This is a genomic window from Paenibacillus canaveralius (genome assembly GCF_047238265.1).
GTDB lineage: Bacteria > Bacillota > Bacilli > Paenibacillales > NBRC-103111 > Paenibacillus_F.
Genome location: NZ_JBDFMM010000001.1, coordinates 3930485 through 3946806, shown reverse-complemented (window position 1 = coordinate 3946806; position 16322 = coordinate 3930485). Strand labels below are relative to the sequence as shown.

The 16322-nt window shown below is 55.3% G+C and carries 11 protein-coding genes and 1 pseudogene; all 12 read left to right on the top strand.

The window, feature by feature from the left end; all coding sequences use genetic code 11:
• The first annotated feature begins 10 nt into the window (after positions 1-10).
• The 12 genes and pseudogenes from bshC to murD all read left to right on the top strand — a co-directional run bounded on the left by bshC (position 11) and on the right by murD (position 16292).
• Complete coding sequence (bshC, locus tag ABC395_RS17815; protein ID WP_413005120.1) at positions 11-1645, top strand: bacillithiol biosynthesis cysteine-adding enzyme BshC; 1635 nt, start codon at positions 11-13, stop codon at positions 1643-1645.
• 51 nt (positions 1646-1696) lie between these two features.
• Positions 1697-2959 carry an adenosylhomocysteinase gene (locus tag ABC395_RS17810; RefSeq protein WP_413005118.1) on the top strand — a complete coding sequence of 421 codons (1263 nt, stop codon included), beginning with the start codon at positions 1697-1699 and terminating at the stop codon, positions 2957-2959.
• 284 nt (positions 2960-3243) lie between these two features.
• Positions 3244-4293, top strand: a complete 1050-nt coding sequence (locus ABC395_RS17805; RefSeq protein ID WP_413005116.1) for a DUF4349 domain-containing protein — start codon at positions 3244-3246, stop codon at positions 4291-4293.
• A gap of 184 nt (positions 4294-4477) precedes the next feature.
• A pseudogene (gene mraZ / locus ABC395_RS17800) lies at positions 4478-4916 on the top strand (division/cell wall cluster transcriptional repressor MraZ).
• Positions 4917-4960: 44 nt separating this feature from the next.
• Positions 4961-5911, top strand: coding sequence for a 16S rRNA (cytosine(1402)-N(4))-methyltransferase RsmH (rsmH, locus tag ABC395_RS17795; RefSeq protein ID WP_413005115.1), 951 nt, complete (start codon positions 4961-4963; stop codon positions 5909-5911).
• A 13-nt stretch (positions 5912-5924) separates the two neighbouring features.
• A complete protein-coding gene (gene ftsL / locus ABC395_RS17790; protein ID WP_103993611.1) occupies positions 5925-6347 on the top strand; it encodes a cell division protein FtsL in 423 nt (140 codons plus the stop codon).
• A 35-nt stretch (positions 6348-6382) separates the two neighbouring features.
• Entirely contained in the window at positions 6383-8716 is a 2334-nt protein-coding gene (locus ABC395_RS17785) for a penicillin-binding transpeptidase domain-containing protein (protein ID WP_413005114.1), read from the top strand.
• 85 nt (positions 8717-8801) lie between these two features.
• A complete protein-coding gene (locus ABC395_RS17780; RefSeq protein ID WP_413005112.1) occupies positions 8802-10754 on the top strand; it encodes a stage V sporulation protein D in 1953 nt (650 codons plus the stop codon).
• 100 nt (positions 10755-10854) lie between these two features.
• Positions 10855-12342, top strand: coding sequence for a UDP-N-acetylmuramoyl-L-alanyl-D-glutamate--2,6-diaminopimelate ligase (locus ABC395_RS17775; RefSeq protein ID WP_413005111.1), 1488 nt, complete (start codon positions 10855-10857; stop codon positions 12340-12342).
• On the top strand, positions 12339-13763 hold the full coding sequence (locus ABC395_RS17770) for a UDP-N-acetylmuramoyl-tripeptide--D-alanyl-D-alanine ligase (RefSeq protein ID WP_413005110.1): 1425 nt from the start codon (positions 12339-12341) through the stop codon (positions 13761-13763). Before ABC395_RS17775 ends, ABC395_RS17770 begins: the two co-directional genes overlap by 4 nt.
• A gap of 174 nt (positions 13764-13937) precedes the next feature.
• The gene (gene mraY / locus ABC395_RS17765) at positions 13938-14900 is read left to right on the top strand and encodes a phospho-N-acetylmuramoyl-pentapeptide-transferase (protein WP_413005109.1); all 963 of its coding nucleotides are present in this window, start codon (positions 13938-13940) and stop codon (positions 14898-14900) included.
• Positions 14901-14903: 3 nt separating this feature from the next.
• On the top strand, positions 14904-16292 hold the full coding sequence (gene murD / locus ABC395_RS17760) for a UDP-N-acetylmuramoyl-L-alanine--D-glutamate ligase (RefSeq protein ID WP_413005107.1): 1389 nt from the start codon (positions 14904-14906) through the stop codon (positions 16290-16292).
• The last annotated feature ends 30 nt before the right edge of the window (positions 16293-16322 follow it).

The window sequence follows — 16322 nt, the reverse complement described above, 5'->3', positions numbered from 1 at the left end:
CTGCAGAGAGATGCCGTGGAAAGCTTATCAATGGAAGAAGAGCCAACCTTTAACCGAGGATTACATCCATCATTTCGACCGTGTGTCGGCATTGTTTGATTATAATCCATGGGACAAAGGAAGTTTGCGCCGCCGCGCCGAAGCTGTCCGCCATACGGAAGCGAACCGGGCGGACCGGAAGCGTCTGGCCGAGGTGCTGATTGAATATAACCGCCGTATCGGCAACCGGGAGAAGGCGCTGAGTGCGGCTGCCGGTCTGGCCGAGGAAAATTCACTTACCGTGGTAGGAGGCCAGCAGGCCGGCTTGTTCGGAGGGCCGCTGCTTGTCATCTACAAAGCGGTTACCGTTCTTATCGCCGCCAGGCAAGCCCAGGCGGAGCTGGGCACGCCTGTCGTACCGGTATTCTGGATCGCCGGGGAGGATCACGACTTCGACGAAGTCGATCATATCCAAGTGCAGCGTCCCGAACTGGACGTACATAAACTATCGATCCGCCGCCCATGGAATCTGCGGACATCCGTCAGCCGCTGGCAGGCGGATGAGCAGACATGGGGGGAGGCGCTCCGCGCGCTGGATGAGTCGCTGCCGGACAGCCCGCATAAGACGGAGCTGCTGAGCCGGCTGCGCTCGTCCATGAACGGCCTGGCCACGCTCAGCGATACGTTCGCCGGCTGGATGGCCGCACTGTTCGGCGACAGCGGGCTCGTCCTCCTCGATGCGGACGATCCCGCTCTGCGCAAGCTGGAGGCGCCGATGTTCACGCGTCTCGTCGGCGGCAACGAGCATCTCGCGGCCGCCCTGATGCGCGGCCGGCAGGAGCTGGAGGCGCTCGGCTATACGCCTCAAGTGGACGTGACCAGCGAACAGTCGCATCTGTTCGTCATCGATCCTAGCGGCGAGCGGGTCCTGCTGCAGCGCAGCGGGGAAGGCTTCGCCGACAAGAAAGACCTGCGCGCCTACAGCAGGGAAGAGCTGCTGGCCCTCGCGGAGACGGAGCCGGAACGCCTCAGCAACGGCGTTCTTTCCCGCCCGCTCATGCAGGAGTTCCTGCTTCCGGTGCTGGGCACCGTGCTCGGTCCCGCGGAGGTGGCCTACTGGGCGATGACGCGGGAAGCGTTCGCGCTGCACGGCATGACGATGCCGATCGTCATGCCGCGGCTGGAGTTCACACTCGTCGAGGATGCCGTCACGAAATGGATGGACCGGTACGACCTGTCCATGGATGACGTTACGGCGGGTATCGACGAGCGCAGAGAGGCATGGCTCCGCGCGCAAAGCCCGTTCCCGGTCCGTGAACGGTTTGAAGAAGCGCGCGGGCGCGTGAAAGAGGTTTACACCCCGCTCGTGGACTCGCTGGCCGCAATCGAAGCGGGACTGCCGGAGCTGGGGCATACGAACCTCGATAAAATTCTTCACCAGATCGATTATCTGGAACGTAAGGCGGAACAGGCCCTTATCCGCCGGCACGATACGGCTTTATCCCAGTGGAAACGCATTGAGCTCGCTTTGATGCCGCTCGGTAAACCGCAGGAGCGGGTATATAACGTATGCGCCTATTTGAACCGATACGGGGATACGTGGCTCCGGGAGCTGCTGGATGCGGATTTGCCGATGGACGGGGGCCACTACCTGGTTTATATTTAACTAGACAGCCTATATAGTAGAAGATTTTAGCAATCGAGGAGGAATAGTTGGATGAACGCAGTAGAACGCAGCATTGTGGCGGATCAATCCCTGGCGCCCGAAGGGCATTTGAAAATCGATTGGGTTAAGGCACATATGCCGGTATTAAACCGTATCCGCGAGCAGTTCGAGAAAGAACAGCCGTTTCGCGGTCTTAAAGTAGCCATTTCTCTTCATCTGGAAGCTAAAACCGCTTATCTGGCGAAAGTCGTTCAAGCGGGCGGAGCGGAAGTGACCATTACGGGAAGTAACCCGCTGTCCACGCAGGACGACGTTTGCGCGGCTTTGGCGGAAGACGGCATTACCGTGTTCGCCAAGTATAATCCGGACCCGCAGGAATACAAAGAGCTCATGATCAAAACGCTCGAAACGAAGCCGGATCTGATCATTGACGACGGCGGCGATCTGGTGACCATTCTTCACTCGGAACGCAGAGACTTGCTTGAAGGAGTGCGCGGCGGGGCTGAAGAGACGACGACCGGCATTCTGCGCCTGAAGGCGCTCGACAAGGAAGGCCGTCTGGAATTCCCGATGGTGGCCGTGAACGATGCGTTCTGCAAGTACTTGTTCGACAACCGTTACGGAACCGGACAATCCGTTTTCGACGGGATCAACCGTACGACCAACCTGGTCGTCGCAGGCAAAACCGTTGTCGTGGTCGGCTACGGCTGGTGCGGCAAAGGCGTCGCGATGCGTGCCAAAGGTCTGGGCGCTCAAGTGGTCGTCACCGAGATTGACGCGATTAAAGCGGTTGAAGCCTATATGGACGGATTTACGGTTCTTCCGATGTCCGAGGCTGCTAAAGTCGGCGACTATTTCGTGACGGTAACGGGCAACCGCGATGTGATCCGGGGCGAACATTTCGAAGTGATGAAGGACGGGGCGATTTTGTCCAATGCCGGTCATTTCGATGTGGAGGTCAACAAACCCGAGCTGGCAGCCCAGTCTTCTTCCGTGCGTACGGTACGCCGTAATATCGAAGAATACCAGCTCAAAGACGGACGCAAAATCTACCTTCTGGCGGAAGGACGTCTCGTTAACCTGGCGGCGGGAGACGGTCATCCGGCGGAGATTATGGATATGACCTTCGCGCTTCAGGCGTTGTCGCTCAAGTACGTGAACGACCGTTATGAAGCGATCGGGAAGACCGTCGTCAACGTGCCTTATGAGCTTGACGAGCAGGTAGCGCGCTACAAGCTGGAGTCGCTCGGAATCTCCATCGACCGGCTTTCCGATGAGCAAAAGGCTTACCTGCAAAGCTGGCAGGAGCATTGATTTCTTGAATTGTCCTTGAAGAGCCTCTTGTTTCCGGTATCTTAACCGGAACAAGAGGCTTTTTTTATAAACGTATTTAGGAAAGAAATTGCAGGTAATTAAAGATAAAATTTTTCCGTCCATTTGCAACTTCCCGGATAAGAATGCGTCAAAAGGAATGATATAGAAAAATATGGATAATCATAGGGGGTCTTATGAAACACAACTATCCGGTAAGGGAAAGGAAGCGGAAACGGGACGGGACAAGAGACGGGAAACGGGACGGCTTTAGGAGAGCAAGGGGATTGATCGCGGCTCTGTTTCTAGGTGCCAGCTTGACGGGATGCAGCTCAGCAGATAAGTTGGTTTCCACAGCCGATCAGAAATCGGGGACCGCTGCAACAACTTCCGCGAGCACGGAATTAATGAAGAAAGAAGGCGCAGCCAAGCAAGCCGATGGAAACAGTTCCCCGGCACCTGCCGCCGTTAATCCGTCCTCAACTCCGGCAGCCGGGGACGGTTTTGACCGGAAGGTAATCTATAAGGGAAATCTCACAGCCGAAGTAGAGGACTACGCCAAAGCCCAGAAGGCTCTGCGTGAGCTGGTCACAGCGAGCGGCGCGTATATCCTTCAGTTCACCGAGGATAATACGTCTTCCGAAATAGGGGGCACGTTTACCATCAAAGTGGCGGCGGGAGGTTTTTCTTCGCTTCTTGACGGAATCGAGAAAATCAGCCCCACCCGGCAAAGAAACATAACGGGTCAGGACGTGACGGAGGAGTATGTGGACCTGACTTCCCGGCTTAAAGCGAAAAAAGTTGTGGAATCCAGGCTCCTGGCGTTTATGGAGAAGGCGACGAAGTCCGACGAACTTCTCGCTTTTTCCGCGGAACTCGGCAAAGTCCAGGAAGAAATTGAAAGGATCCAGGGACGGATGCGTTATCTGGATCAGAACGTGGAATATTCGACGGTAGAGCTGAAACTGGTTCAACCGAAAGAAGGCTCTATTTTAAAAGGGAGCGGAACGCCTTTCGGAAAGCAGATCGGAAGTACATTTACCAAGAGCATTGACTTTATCGTGACGGTTTTAAAAGGCCTCGTCATTTTCGTGACGGCATTGCTTCCTGTCGCGGCCATCGCTCTGGTTATCGGACTGCCGGTTTATTTCGGAGTCCGGTCGAGAAGCAGACGCAGGATGAGACGAGTGGAGGCTCAGAAATTTGCACAAGCTTCCGAACCTCCTTCCGAATCTCAGAAGCCGGAATCCTTGCCCGAAAAAGGAACGGCCCCGGAAGAGAATACGGAACGGGTTCTGCAAGACGAATCCGCAGTTGCGGATAAAGAGAAAGAATGAATTATCCACAGCCTGGTGCTCTGCACCGGGTTTTTTTGTTTTTGCTGCCGACTTATCCACAAAATGAGAAAAATTAATTTTAACCGATTTATGCTTCTGAGAAGGATTTTCCGTGTAAATGAAGAAGTAAACATACTGAAGTGGAGAAAAGTGGTGCGAAGTGGGGCGAAAGGGGTGAGGGTCAATGTTTATGGGGGAATACCAGCATAACATTGACGAGAAGGGCCGGCTTATTATACCGGCTAAGTTTCGCGAAGCCCTCGGAGTATCCTTTGTCGTCACCCGCGGTTTGGACCAATGTTTGTTTGTGTACCCTAAGTCTGAGTGGAGCGTTCTTGAACAGAAGCTGAAAGCACTGCCGCTTATGAAAGCCGATGCGCGCGCTTTTACGCGTTTTTTCTTTTCGGGGGCCACGGAAAGCGAGACTGGACAAGCAGGGAAGGGTCAATATTCCGAACAACCTGGTGGAGCATGCCAAACTCGAGAAAGACTGCGTGGTGCTCGGCGTTTCCAATCGAGTCGAGATTTGGAGCAAGTCGGTTTGGGAAAGCTATTTTGAGCAGTCGGAACAGTCTTTTAACGAAATTGCCGAGAAGCTGGTTGATTTCGATTTTGACTTATAACATCACGAGTAAGCTCTGCGAGTTACTTAGGGAGGGAATTGGGTTTGTTTCATCACATCACCGTTTTGAAAGAAGAAGCAGTAGACGGTCTACACATACAACCTGACGGCGTATACGTGGATTGTACGCTGGGAGGGGCGGGGCACAGTTCCTTAATCGCCTCCAGATTGGGACCGGAAGGTCTTCTGATAGCTCTGGATCAGGACGATGCGGCACTTGCGAACGCCGAGCATACACTCGCGCCCTACCGGGACCGGGTCAAAATTATCAAAACGAATTTTCGCCGGATTGAAGAAGTGCTCAAGGATGAGCCGAGAGCATTCCGCGACGGGGCTCCGCAGGTAAACGGAATTTTGTTTGACCTTGGAGTGTCCTCGCCTCAGCTTGATGAGGCGGAAAGAGGGTTCAGCTACCACCAGGAAGCCGAATTGGATATGCGGATGGACCGCAGCACGGAGCTTACCGCCAAGATCATCGTCAACGAGTGGCCGGAGGCTGAAATCGCCCGCATCTTGTTTGTATACGGGGAGGAGAAATTTTCCCGCCGTATAGCGGGCGCGATTGTAAGAGCCAGGGCCGCCGGCCCGATCGAAACGACGAGCCAGCTCGTCGAGCTCATCAAGGAAGGCATCCCCGCAGCCGCGCGGAGAACAGGCGGACACCCCGCCAAGAGAAGCTTCCAGGCTTTGCGGATTGCCGTCAACGACGAGCTGGGGGCTTTCGAGGACGCGCTGCATCAGTCGGTGCGCTGCCTGGCTCCCGGCGGACGGGTATCCGTCATTACGTTCCATTCGCTTGAGGATCGTATATGCAAACAAATTTTTAGCAGCTATGTGGGACGGTGCACCTGCCCTCCTGATTTCCCCATGTGCGTATGCGGAAACACCGGTGTGGTGAAGCTTGTGAACCGGAAGCCGATTACAGCAGGTTCTGCTGAACTCGAACACAATACCAGAGCCAGATCAGCCAAATTACGAATCGCAGAAAAGCTGTAATCAGGAGGAACTTATGCCGGGATATATCCAAGGAAATTTAGCCGAAAAGTCGACAGCAACCAGTCAACGCGTGACCGTACGGGAAACGAAGAAAGTGATTGTCAAAAACAAGCCGCTGCCTGTTGGAGAGAAGCTCCTGTATTTGCTTCTGGTTATAGTCTGCGTACTCGTTGCGACGGGTATCGTATGGCGCTACACAACCATCTATCAGATCAACAGCGAAATTAAGACGGCGAAGACAGATATTACAACGCTCAAAGCGGAGAACGATGCCAACCAGCAGGAAGTTCAGAAGTTGAAAGACCCGGAAAGACTTGAAGCCATCGCGAAAGAAAAAGGGCTTAAGCCTGCCGGTGACGATCAGGTCAGACAGGTAACGCCTGGTTCGGGTCAAGCCTCCATAGATAAGAAAAGTTCCGTCGCGGCGGGTCGCTAGCGGACAGGTAATTTCGATTTGAGGTGGGGACGTACATGATTAAGAAAATGAAAATGCGCTCACTACTCATTGGAGGGTTTTTTACCCTTCTTTTTATTGTCTTTTTAGGCCGGATTTTGTGGATCCAGGGAGTGAGCGCCAGCAAACTTCTCACCGAAGCGGAGAAAAGGTGGGAAACGGATAGGGTCGTACCGGCCGAGAGGGGAAAGATTCTCGACCGGGAAGGCCGGATTCTGGCCGAGGAGGTTCCCGCTTATTCGGTTTCGCTGAATCCGAAAGTGATCTACCTGACAGGGCTGGCGGACGATATAGCGGCCGGTCTGACGGAGATTTTGAAAGACAACTCGGATTCACCCGACCTCTCCGGTAAAATCAAAGGTCTGGCCACGAAGAAAAGAGCGGTAGACCCCGCGGCTGCACAATCAAGTACAACGAATGCGGCCGGAGACGAGAAGAAAGACAGCAAGAAAGAGGCGAAAAAAGAGCCGAAGCCCGAGGATGCGTATCTTGTTAATGTCGAGGTCAATAACGAAGGCAAAAACATCGACAAAGCGAAGGCGGATCAGGTGCAGCAGCTCGTCAAGACGCTCCAGCAGAAATTGAATGAAAAAGATAAAAAGAAATACGGGACGCAGGCCGATGTGGGGATTTATCTTACGACCGGAAAGAAGCGTTATTACCCGGGCAATTCTTTGGCCGCGCATATTCTCGGATATACAAACCGTGAAGGCAAAGCGAGCATGGGCATCGAAGCGCAGCTGGACGACCAGCTCAAAGGAACACCGGGCTCGCTCAGCTACAACAGTGACAAGAACGGCGTCGAACTCGTTCAAAGCAAATCCGTCTTTGTGCCTCCCGTTAACGGGAATCACGTCAAGCTGACGATCGACAAAAACATCCAGTACTATATAGAGAACGCCCTTTCCAAAGTTATGGATCAATGGCACCCGAAAGGCCTGATGGCGATTGCGGCCGATCCGAAAACGATGGAAATTTTGGGGATGGCCAGCTACCCGAATTACAACCCGAATGAATTTTGGAAGGGCGGAGACCAGATTAATCACAACGTCCAGTCCCAGTATGAGCCGGGTTCCACGTTTAAGCTGGTTACGCTGGCGGCTGCCGTGGAAGAGGGAGTTTTCGATCCGGGCGCTAAATTTAAGTCGGGCTCGGTCCAAGTTCCCGGCCGAAAACCGGTTTTTGATCACAACAGAATCGGATGGGGGCCTATTACGTATCTAGAGGGACTCAAAAGATCCAGTAACGTGGCTTTTGTCAACTTGGGCTATAAAATGCTTGGTGTCGAGCGTCTGAAAGATTATATCGACCGGTTCGGTTTCGGTAAAAAAACAAATATCGATTTGTACGGCGAGGTTGCCGGCCAGACGAATCTTGCCTATGAGGTCGACTATGCGGCGGCTACGTACGGACAAGCATTGACGGCGACGGCCATTCAGGAAGCGGCCGCGTACGGAGCGATCGCTAACGGCGGTAAACTGATGTGGCCTCATGTCGTGAAGGAAATTATCGACCCGAAGACCCAGCAGCCTATTCAGAAAATAGAGCCTAAAGTCGTCGGACAGCCGGTTAGCGCAACTACGGCCAAAAAAGTCGGTGAATATCTGGAACAGGTAGTAGCGGATCAGGTTGTGGGGACCGGTAAAGACGCCTACATCGAAGGCTACCGGATCGCGGGCAAAACCGGTACCGCGAATAAGGTTATCCCCGGACAAAAAGGGTATGCCGCGAATAAGTGGGTCATTTCATTCGCGGGTTTTGCGCCGGTGGAAGATCCGCAGTTCGTTCTTATTATCATCGCCGACGAGCCTGAGCTCGGAAATAACTACCTGCTCGGCCACTATGTGGCGGCTCCGGCTTTTAAAGAAATTATGCAGAATTCCCTCCGATATCTGCGCATTCCATCCAGCAAGCAGCAGGCGCAGGTCACGCCGGTTCAGACGTCCACGCAGAAGGCGGTGGATTTCGGCAATATGACGGCGGCCCAGGCGAAAGCCGCGGCGGAACGCGCAGGGGTGGACATCGAAACCGTCGGCCAAGGGGCCAAGGTTGTAGCCCAGTACCCGAAAGCCGGCACCGAGATCGGTCCTTACCAGCGGGTATACCTTGCCATGCAGGCTCCAGCGGAAATCGCGGTACCGGATATGAAAGGCAAGGCGCTGCGAGACGCGCTTGAGCTGTGCGCGCTGCTCGGTATCCGCACCGCCAGCACCGGCGAAGGCTACGTGGTTTCCCAGGCTTTGCAGGGCGAAGGGACGGAACGCGTGCTTACGCTTCAGCTTCAGCCTCTGGGAGGAGAAGTTCTAACACCGCCGGAAGAGAAGCAGGCCGTCCCGGAAAAGTCCGAATAAGTCGGACGTGCCTGTTCTATCCCCTGCTTGTTCGGAATAGTCATGAGAAGAACAGTCATGACTTGTCTGGAAGGGGAGCGTATCCATGCGAGTGTCCAGCTTTACCGTGCGGCGCCGGTTGTTCGCCGCACTCATTTTGGGAACGGTCTTGTTCGTCGCTCTGATCATCCGGCTGGCGTACGTACAGCTGTGGCTCGGCCCCGGCTTGTCGGCCAAAGCGGAGGATTCCTGGCGGAGGGAGATTCCCTTTGCGGCCAACCGCGGCGAGATATGGGACCGCAACGGGGAGAAACTGGCGTATAACATCAGCACGCCGTCTGTAATGGCCATCCCGGTCCAGCTTAAAGATCCGAATGCAACGGCGGCCAAGCTTGCGGAAGTTTTACAGGCACCCGTCGATTCGATTTACAAGCAGATCACGAAGCGGGAGCGCATCAACGAGATCAAGCCCGCCGGACGGAAAATAACGCTGGAGAAAGCACAGGAGATTAAAGCGCTGAACCTGCCCGGTATTGTGGTAGCGGGGGATAACCGCCGCTATTATCCGTTCGGCAGTCTCGCGGCGCATATTCTCGGTTTCACGGGAACGTACAATCAGGGACTGACGGGTGTGGAGAGCAAGTATGACAAGCTTCTCACCGGTATCAAAGGCAATGTTTCTTACCTGGCAGATGCTGCCAATCGCAAAATGCCGGGTTCCACCGAACAGTATAGTGAGCCTAAAGACGGTTTGAACCTGCAGCTGACGATCGACCAGCACTTGCAGGCGGTGCTTGAGCGGGAACTGGACCAGGCTATGGTGAAATACCAGCCTAAGCATGCCATCGCTATCATGATGGATCCGAACAACGGAGAGATTCTCGCGATGGGAAGCCGGCCGACTTACGAGCCGGGAAATTTTGCGGAATATCCGGTCGAGACCTATAACCGGAATCTTCCGATCTGGATGACGTACGAGCCCGGCTCGACTTTCAAGATCATTACGCTGGCCGCCGCGCTGGAGGAGAAGAAAGTCGACCTGAAAAACGAAAGATTTCATGATCCCGGCGCGATTGAAGTCGGCGGAGCGAGGCTTCGCTGCTGGAAACGGGGCGGGCACGGGAGCGAATCGTTCCTGGAAGTCGTGGAAAATTCCTGCAACCCGGGTTTTGTCGTGCTGGGACAGCGCCTAGGCAAAGAGACACTGTTCGACTATATCAAGCGATTCGGCTTCGGAAGAAAAACCGGAATCGACCTCGGCGGAGAAGAAAACGGAATTATGTTCAAGCCTTCGCAGGTGGGACCGGTCGAGCTTGCGACGACAGCTTTCGGGCAGGGCGTCTCCGTAACGCCGATTCAGCAGATTTCAGCCGTTTCGGCGGCGATCAACGGGGGTAAGTTATTCAAGCCGCATGTCGCCAAATCATGGATTGAGCCCGAAACGGGCCGTGTGATAGAAACGGTTAAGCCGGAGCTGGTGGATACCGTAATCTCGGAAGCGACGTCGAAGCAGGTCCGCGAGGCGCTGGAAAGCGTCGTGGCGAAAGGAACCGGCGGCAACGCGTTCATTGACGGGTACCGGGTCGGCGGCAAGACAGGGACCGCCCAGAAAGTCGTAAACGGCCGATATTCTCCGAATGAGCATATCGTGTCTTTTATCGGATTCGCTCCGGCCGACAATCCGAAGGTGGTTGTTTATGCCGCGGTCGACGATCCGCAGAGCATCCAGTTCGGCGGACTGATCGCAGCCCCGCTGGTCAAAAATATTATGCAGGATGCGCTCCGGTACATGAAAGTGGAGCCGGACAAAAACCAGCTGGCGAAAAAATATAAATATGGCGAAACGCCGATTGTAGAAGTGCCCGATCTGGTGGGAGCCACCGTTCAGGATATCTACGAAGATCTGAACTCCGACTTCCTGATTGCCAAGTCCGGCACGGGAAATACGGTGATCAGCCAGGCGCCGAAGCCGGGGACGAGAGTAGACCGGGGTTCAACAATTCGTGTATACTTATCTAATCCGCCGGAAGGCGCTATGGACAAAAAAGAGGGGCGCTGATTGTTTCGGCGCTTCTTTCTTGTCAGGCTTTTGTCCATACTGATAGAAACAACACATAGAATAGCAAATGAAACGTGCCAATGGTGGGAGGCGATTTGACATGAAGCTGAAGGAATTGGCTTCTCAGCTTTTAATTTGTCAACTCATAGGTGAAGAGACAACAGAAATATCAGGCATCGCTACCGATTCCCGTCAAGTACGCCCCGGTGATTTATTCGTCTGTGTGCCCGGATTCGTATCCGACGGCCACGACTTCGCTCCTAAGGCGGTAGAGCTCGGGGCGGCAGCGCTTGTGACGGAACGGAAACTGGAGCTTGATGTTCCGCAGCTGATTGTGAAAGATGCCAGATACGCGATGTCGGTTTTATCGGCCTGCGTGTACGGGTACCCGAGCCGGAAGATGAAGGTGATCGGTATCACGGGGACGAACGGCAAAACGACGACAAGTTATCTGGTCGAACATATATTACGGGACCAAGGTTTCCGGACGGGGCTAATGGGAACGATTTCCGCCAAGATCGGTTCGGAGTTTACTCCGATGGAACGCACGACGATGGAAGCTTCCGATTTGCAGCGCACCTTCGGTCTTATGGCGGACGAAGGCACCGACTACTGTGTCATGGAAGTGTCTTCCCATGCACTTGATCTGGGCCGGGTCAAAGGCGTCCGTTTCCGCGGAGCCGTTTTTACAAATTTGACGCAGGATCATTTGGATTATCACGAAACGATGGATAAATACGAGGCGGCCAAAGGACTTTTGTTCTCGCGCATGGGGAACGAGTTTACAGGGGACGCCGGGGATAAGCAGTATGCGGTTTTAAACGCGGATGACCCTTCGGCGGATCGCCTGGCCAAATTAACCGCGGCCGAAGTCATTACATACGGAGTTAACCGGGATTGCGACGTTAGAGCATCCAACATACGCATCACGGCCAAAGGAACGGAATTCGACGTGGTATCCTTTGCGGGTACGGAGCCGATGCGCATGAAGCTCGTAGGCTTGTTTAACGTCTATAATGCGCTGGCAGCCATTTCCGTATCCCTTGCCGAAGGACTTTCTCTGTCCCAAATCCGGGAAAGCCTCGGCAGCATGCCGGGAGTGGACGGACGTATGGAGATTGTCGATGAAGGCCAGGAGTTTCTCGTCCTCGTGGATTACGCGCATACGCCCGACGGTCTCCGGAACGCGCTCGGTTCGATACGCGAATTCGCACAGGGGCGGATCAGATGCGTATTCGGATGCGGCGGTGACCGTGACCGGACGAAACGTCCTCTCATGGGGAAAGTGACGGGGGAACTGAGCGATGACGTATATGTCACCTCGGACAATCCGCGGACGGAAGATCCCGGCGCGATCCTGCTCGACATTGTTCCGGGGCTGGTTGAAGCGGGCTTGGATGAAAGCCGCTACAAGCTTCTTGTCGACAGACCGGAAGCGATCCAAAAGGCTATTGAAGAGGCAGGCCCTCACGATGTAGTATTGATAGCGGGAAAAGGACATGAAACCTACCAGGATATCGCCGGGGTCAAGCATGATTTTGATGACAGGCTGATAGCCCGTGCCGCCTTAAGGAGGCTGCATTCATGAAAAAGCTTCCTTTAACGGCTGTAGCCGAACTGGCGGGCGCGAAGCTTCTGATGCCGAAGGAAACGGAGAACGGCTCCGGCGGGATCGTGATTGACGCGGTATCCACGGATACGCGTACGATCGCGCCCGGAAGCCTGTTTGTCCCACTCGTGGGAGAACGCTTCGACGGGCACGAATTCGCGCGGGATGCCGCCGCGAAAGGCGCTTCGGCCGCTTTGTGGCTGGAAAGCCGGCAGGAAGGACGCCCTGAAGGACTGCCGCTTCTTTTAGTGGACGATACGCTCTCCGCCCTGCAGAAGCTTGCGCACGCGTACCGGAAAACATTGAACGTTAAAGTGGTCGGCATTACCGGCAGCAACGGCAAAACGACCACGAAGGATATGATGGGGGCTGTCCTCGGAACGGTATACAACGTACACAGAACCAGAGGCAACCTGAACAATCACATCGGCCTGCCGCTGACGCTGCTCCAGCTTGACGACACGACCGAAGTGGCCGTGGTTGAGATGGGCATGAGCGGGCGCGGAGAAATCGAGCTGCTCTCCGAAATCGCCGAACCGGATATCGCCGTCATTACGATGATCGGGGACGCTCATCTGTTGCAGCTCGGCTCCCGCGAGGAGATTGCCCGTGCGAAGACGGAAATTCTCAGCGGCCTGAAAGACGGCGGCACTTACGTGTTCCACGGGGATGAGCCGCTTCTGCCGCTCGTGCTTCCGGAAATGAAGCAGCCCGCCCGTTTGAGCCAGATCCGTTTCGGGCGCGGTCATACGAACGATTTGTACCCGACTTTTATTCAAATGGACGGGGAGGGCACGCATTTCTCAATCAATCCGCGGGGCTCGGAAAGCGACAAGGATGCGCAAAAGTACTACATTCCGCTTCTTGGCGAACATAATGTCGACAACGCGCTGGCGGCTATCGCCGTCAGCACCGTACTGGGAGTTCCCGATTCGGACATACGCAGAGGATTGGCCGGCATGCAGATGACGGGCATGAGAATCGAAAAGCGTCTGACCCCCGGCGGAGTGACCGTGCTCAATGACGCCTACAACGCTTCCCCCAGCTCCATGAAGGCGTCCATCCGGCTCGTCGAGCAGTTGGAAGGATATCCGCGCAAGTATGTGGTCCTTGCCGATATGCTGGAGTTGGGGGAGGATGAAATCCGGTATCACCGGGAAATCGGCGCCCTTTTGTCGCCCGGCGCATTGGCAGGCGTATATGCTTACGGGCCGCTCGGCAGGCAGATCGCGGAATCCGCGGAAGAATCGTTCGGTCCGGATCGTGTCCGCTGGTTCGAAGATAAAGCAGCGTTAACCGCCGAGCTGCACACCGCATTAAAGCCGGGGGACCTCGTTCTGATTAAAGGGTCCCGCGGGATGAAGCTGGAGGATGTGGCCGAAGCGCTTCTCGCAAAATAGGCGGAGGCGCCGCAACCTGACGGCGTCTGCCGCCGTCAGAGAAGCAGAAGAGCAAACTCATCCGGCATGGACCGGCAGCTGCTGAATCGGCGGGCTAACCGCTTGCCGTCTCTATACCCGAATCGAAACACGGAGCAGCTTTCCGGCAGGAGAGCTTGTAGGAGGATATCAAACGTGGAGTTAAAAGTGATCTTATTCACGATGGGAGTCGCATTTCTGCTCGCTCTTATCATGGGCCCTCTGTTCATTCCGCTTCTTCGGAGACTGAAGTTCGGACAGACCATTCGTACGGAAGGCCCGCAAAGCCATCAGAAAAAACAAGGAACGCCGACCATGGGCGGCATTATCATCCTGATCGCGCTCGCGATTGCGGCGCTGCGGTTTGCAGACAGCAATACCGAGCTTTGGATTTTGCTGATCGCGTCGCTCGGATACGGGCTCGTCGGTTTTCTCGATGACTATATCAAAATTGTGTTCAAGCGCTCTCTCGGACTCACGGCCAAGCAGAAGCTGATCGGCCAGCTGGTCGTATCCGCCGTCGTCTGCGTGCTGCTTGTTACGTCCGGTCACAGCACATCTTTGTTCGTACCCGTGCTGGACGTCTCATTCGACACAGGCTGGCTGTATTTTCCCCTGATGACGATCCTGATGCTCGGAGCATCCAATGCGGTCAACTTTACGGACGGCCTTGACGGGCTGCTTGCGGGTACGAGCGCGATTGCGTTCGGCGCTTTTACGATCATCGCGATGAACAATACTCAACCGGAAGCGGCTATCTTTTCGGCGGCCATGGTAGGAGGCGTTCTCGGGTTTCTTGTGTTCAACGCGCACCCGGCAAAAGTATTCATGGGCGATACCGGTTCGCTGGGAATCGGCGGAGGGCTGGTAGCCGTGGCGATCATGACCAAAGCGGAGCTTCTGCTCGCGATTATCGGCGGCGTTTTTCTGATTGAGATCTTATCGGTTGTCATCCAGGTTATTTCGTTTAAAACGACAGGCAAACGCGTCTTTAGAATGAGCCCGATTCACCATCACTTTGAACTGGTCGGCTGGTCCGAGTGGCGGGTTGTCACCACTTTCTGGGCAGCGGGTCTTGTTCTGGCGGCACTGGGACTATACATGAATGAGGTGTTGTAGCAAATGAAGCATCCGAGTGAGTACCGGGGTAAGAAAGTGGTCGTACTCGGCCTGGCCCGCAGCGGGGTTGCGGCGGCCAAGTTTTTTCATCAAATGGGAGCGGACGTTACGGTCAATGACCGGAAAACGCGAGATACGAGTCCCGAGGCCGACGAACTGGAAGCCTTGGGAATTTCTGTTGTCTGCGGGGGGCATCCGCCTGAACTGGTGGGAGAAGACACGGCCCTCATCGTCAAAAATCCGGGCATTCCTTACGGGGCGCCGCCGGTCGTCCAGGCCGCCGAGCACGGAATCGAAGTGGTGACGGAAGTGGAAGTGGCGTACCATATCTGCTCGGCGCCGATGATCGGGATTACGGGCAGCAACGGTAAAACCACCACCACGACGCTGGTCGGCCTGATGCTGGAGAAGGCAGAGCTGAACCCTATCGTGGCGGGCAACATCGGCCGGGCATTGACGGAAGCGGCGGCGGAAGCGAAACCGTCCGATTGGATGGTCGTGGAGCTGAGCAGCTTCCAGCTTAAAGGCACGCGGGAGTTCCGGCCGAAAATCGCCTGCCTGCTCAATATATACGAAACTCATCTGGACTATCACGGCTCCATGGAAGACTATGTGGCCTCGAAAGCCAAGCTGTTTGCGAATCAGAAGCAGGATGACATTGCGGTGCTGAACGCCGATGACAAGGTATGCGCGGAGCTGGCCGGTGAAGTGGCTTCGGAAGTCCTTTTGTTTTCCAGGCAGCGTGAGCTGGACAAAGGCGTTTACCTTTCCGGGGACGGCGTGCTGACTTACCGGGATGCAGAGGGCGCTACGTTCCCTATTCTACCTGCCAAAGAGCTGGGCATTCGCGGTTCTCACAACATCGAGAACGCCCTTGCGGCATCCGCCGTGGCTTTAAGCGCCGGCGCGCCGGTCGAGGCGATCGCCGACGTCCTGCGGACTTTCCGCGGCGTGGAACACCGTCTCGAATTCGTAGGAGAATTCGGCGGCACCGCCTATTACAATGATTCGAAGGCGACGAATCCGGCCGCCACGACGAAAACCGTCGAATCGTTCGACCAGAGCGTCATACTGATCGCCGGCGGTCTGGATCGCGGATCTGACTACAAAGAAATGATTCCGCTCCTGGCATCGCGCGTGAAAGCCGTCGTAACCCTCGGCGAAACGCGGGAGAAAATAAGCCGTGCTGCCCGTGAAGCCGGATTGACCGCCATCGAAACGGTCGATACTGCTAACAGCACGGAAGCGATGGGCGAAGCCGTTCGGGCTGCGAGCAAGCTGGCGGGGGAGGGAGATATCGTTCTGCTCTCTCCTGCATGCGCCAGTTGGGATATGTTTGCTTCTTACGAAGAACGGGGACGCATGTTTAAGGAGTCCGTGCATAATCTGTAAGGAACGGGTAGTCAAGCCTTCTTCGTCCGC

Coding starts and splice junctions, on each gene's coding strand:
- murD (WP_413005107.1), top strand. CDS start 14,904: ATGAAGCATCCGAGTGAGTACCGGGGTAAGAAAGTGGTCGTACTCGGC.
- bshC (WP_413005120.1), top strand. CDS start 11: ATGCCGTGGAAAGCTTATCAATGGAAGAAGAGCCAACCTTTAACCGAG.
- ftsL (WP_103993611.1), top strand. CDS start 5,925: ATGCCGGGATATATCCAAGGAAATTTAGCCGAAAAGTCGACAGCAACC.
- ABC395_RS17780 (WP_413005112.1), top strand. CDS start 8,802: ATGCGAGTGTCCAGCTTTACCGTGCGGCGCCGGTTGTTCGCCGCACTC.
- ABC395_RS17785 (WP_413005114.1), top strand. CDS start 6,383: ATGATTAAGAAAATGAAAATGCGCTCACTACTCATTGGAGGGTTTTTT.
- ABC395_RS17775 (WP_413005111.1), top strand. CDS start 10,855: ATGAAGCTGAAGGAATTGGCTTCTCAGCTTTTAATTTGTCAACTCATA.
- ABC395_RS17810 (WP_413005118.1), top strand. CDS start 1,697: ATGAACGCAGTAGAACGCAGCATTGTGGCGGATCAATCCCTGGCGCCC.
- ABC395_RS17770 (WP_413005110.1), top strand. CDS start 12,339: ATGAAAAAGCTTCCTTTAACGGCTGTAGCCGAACTGGCGGGCGCGAAG.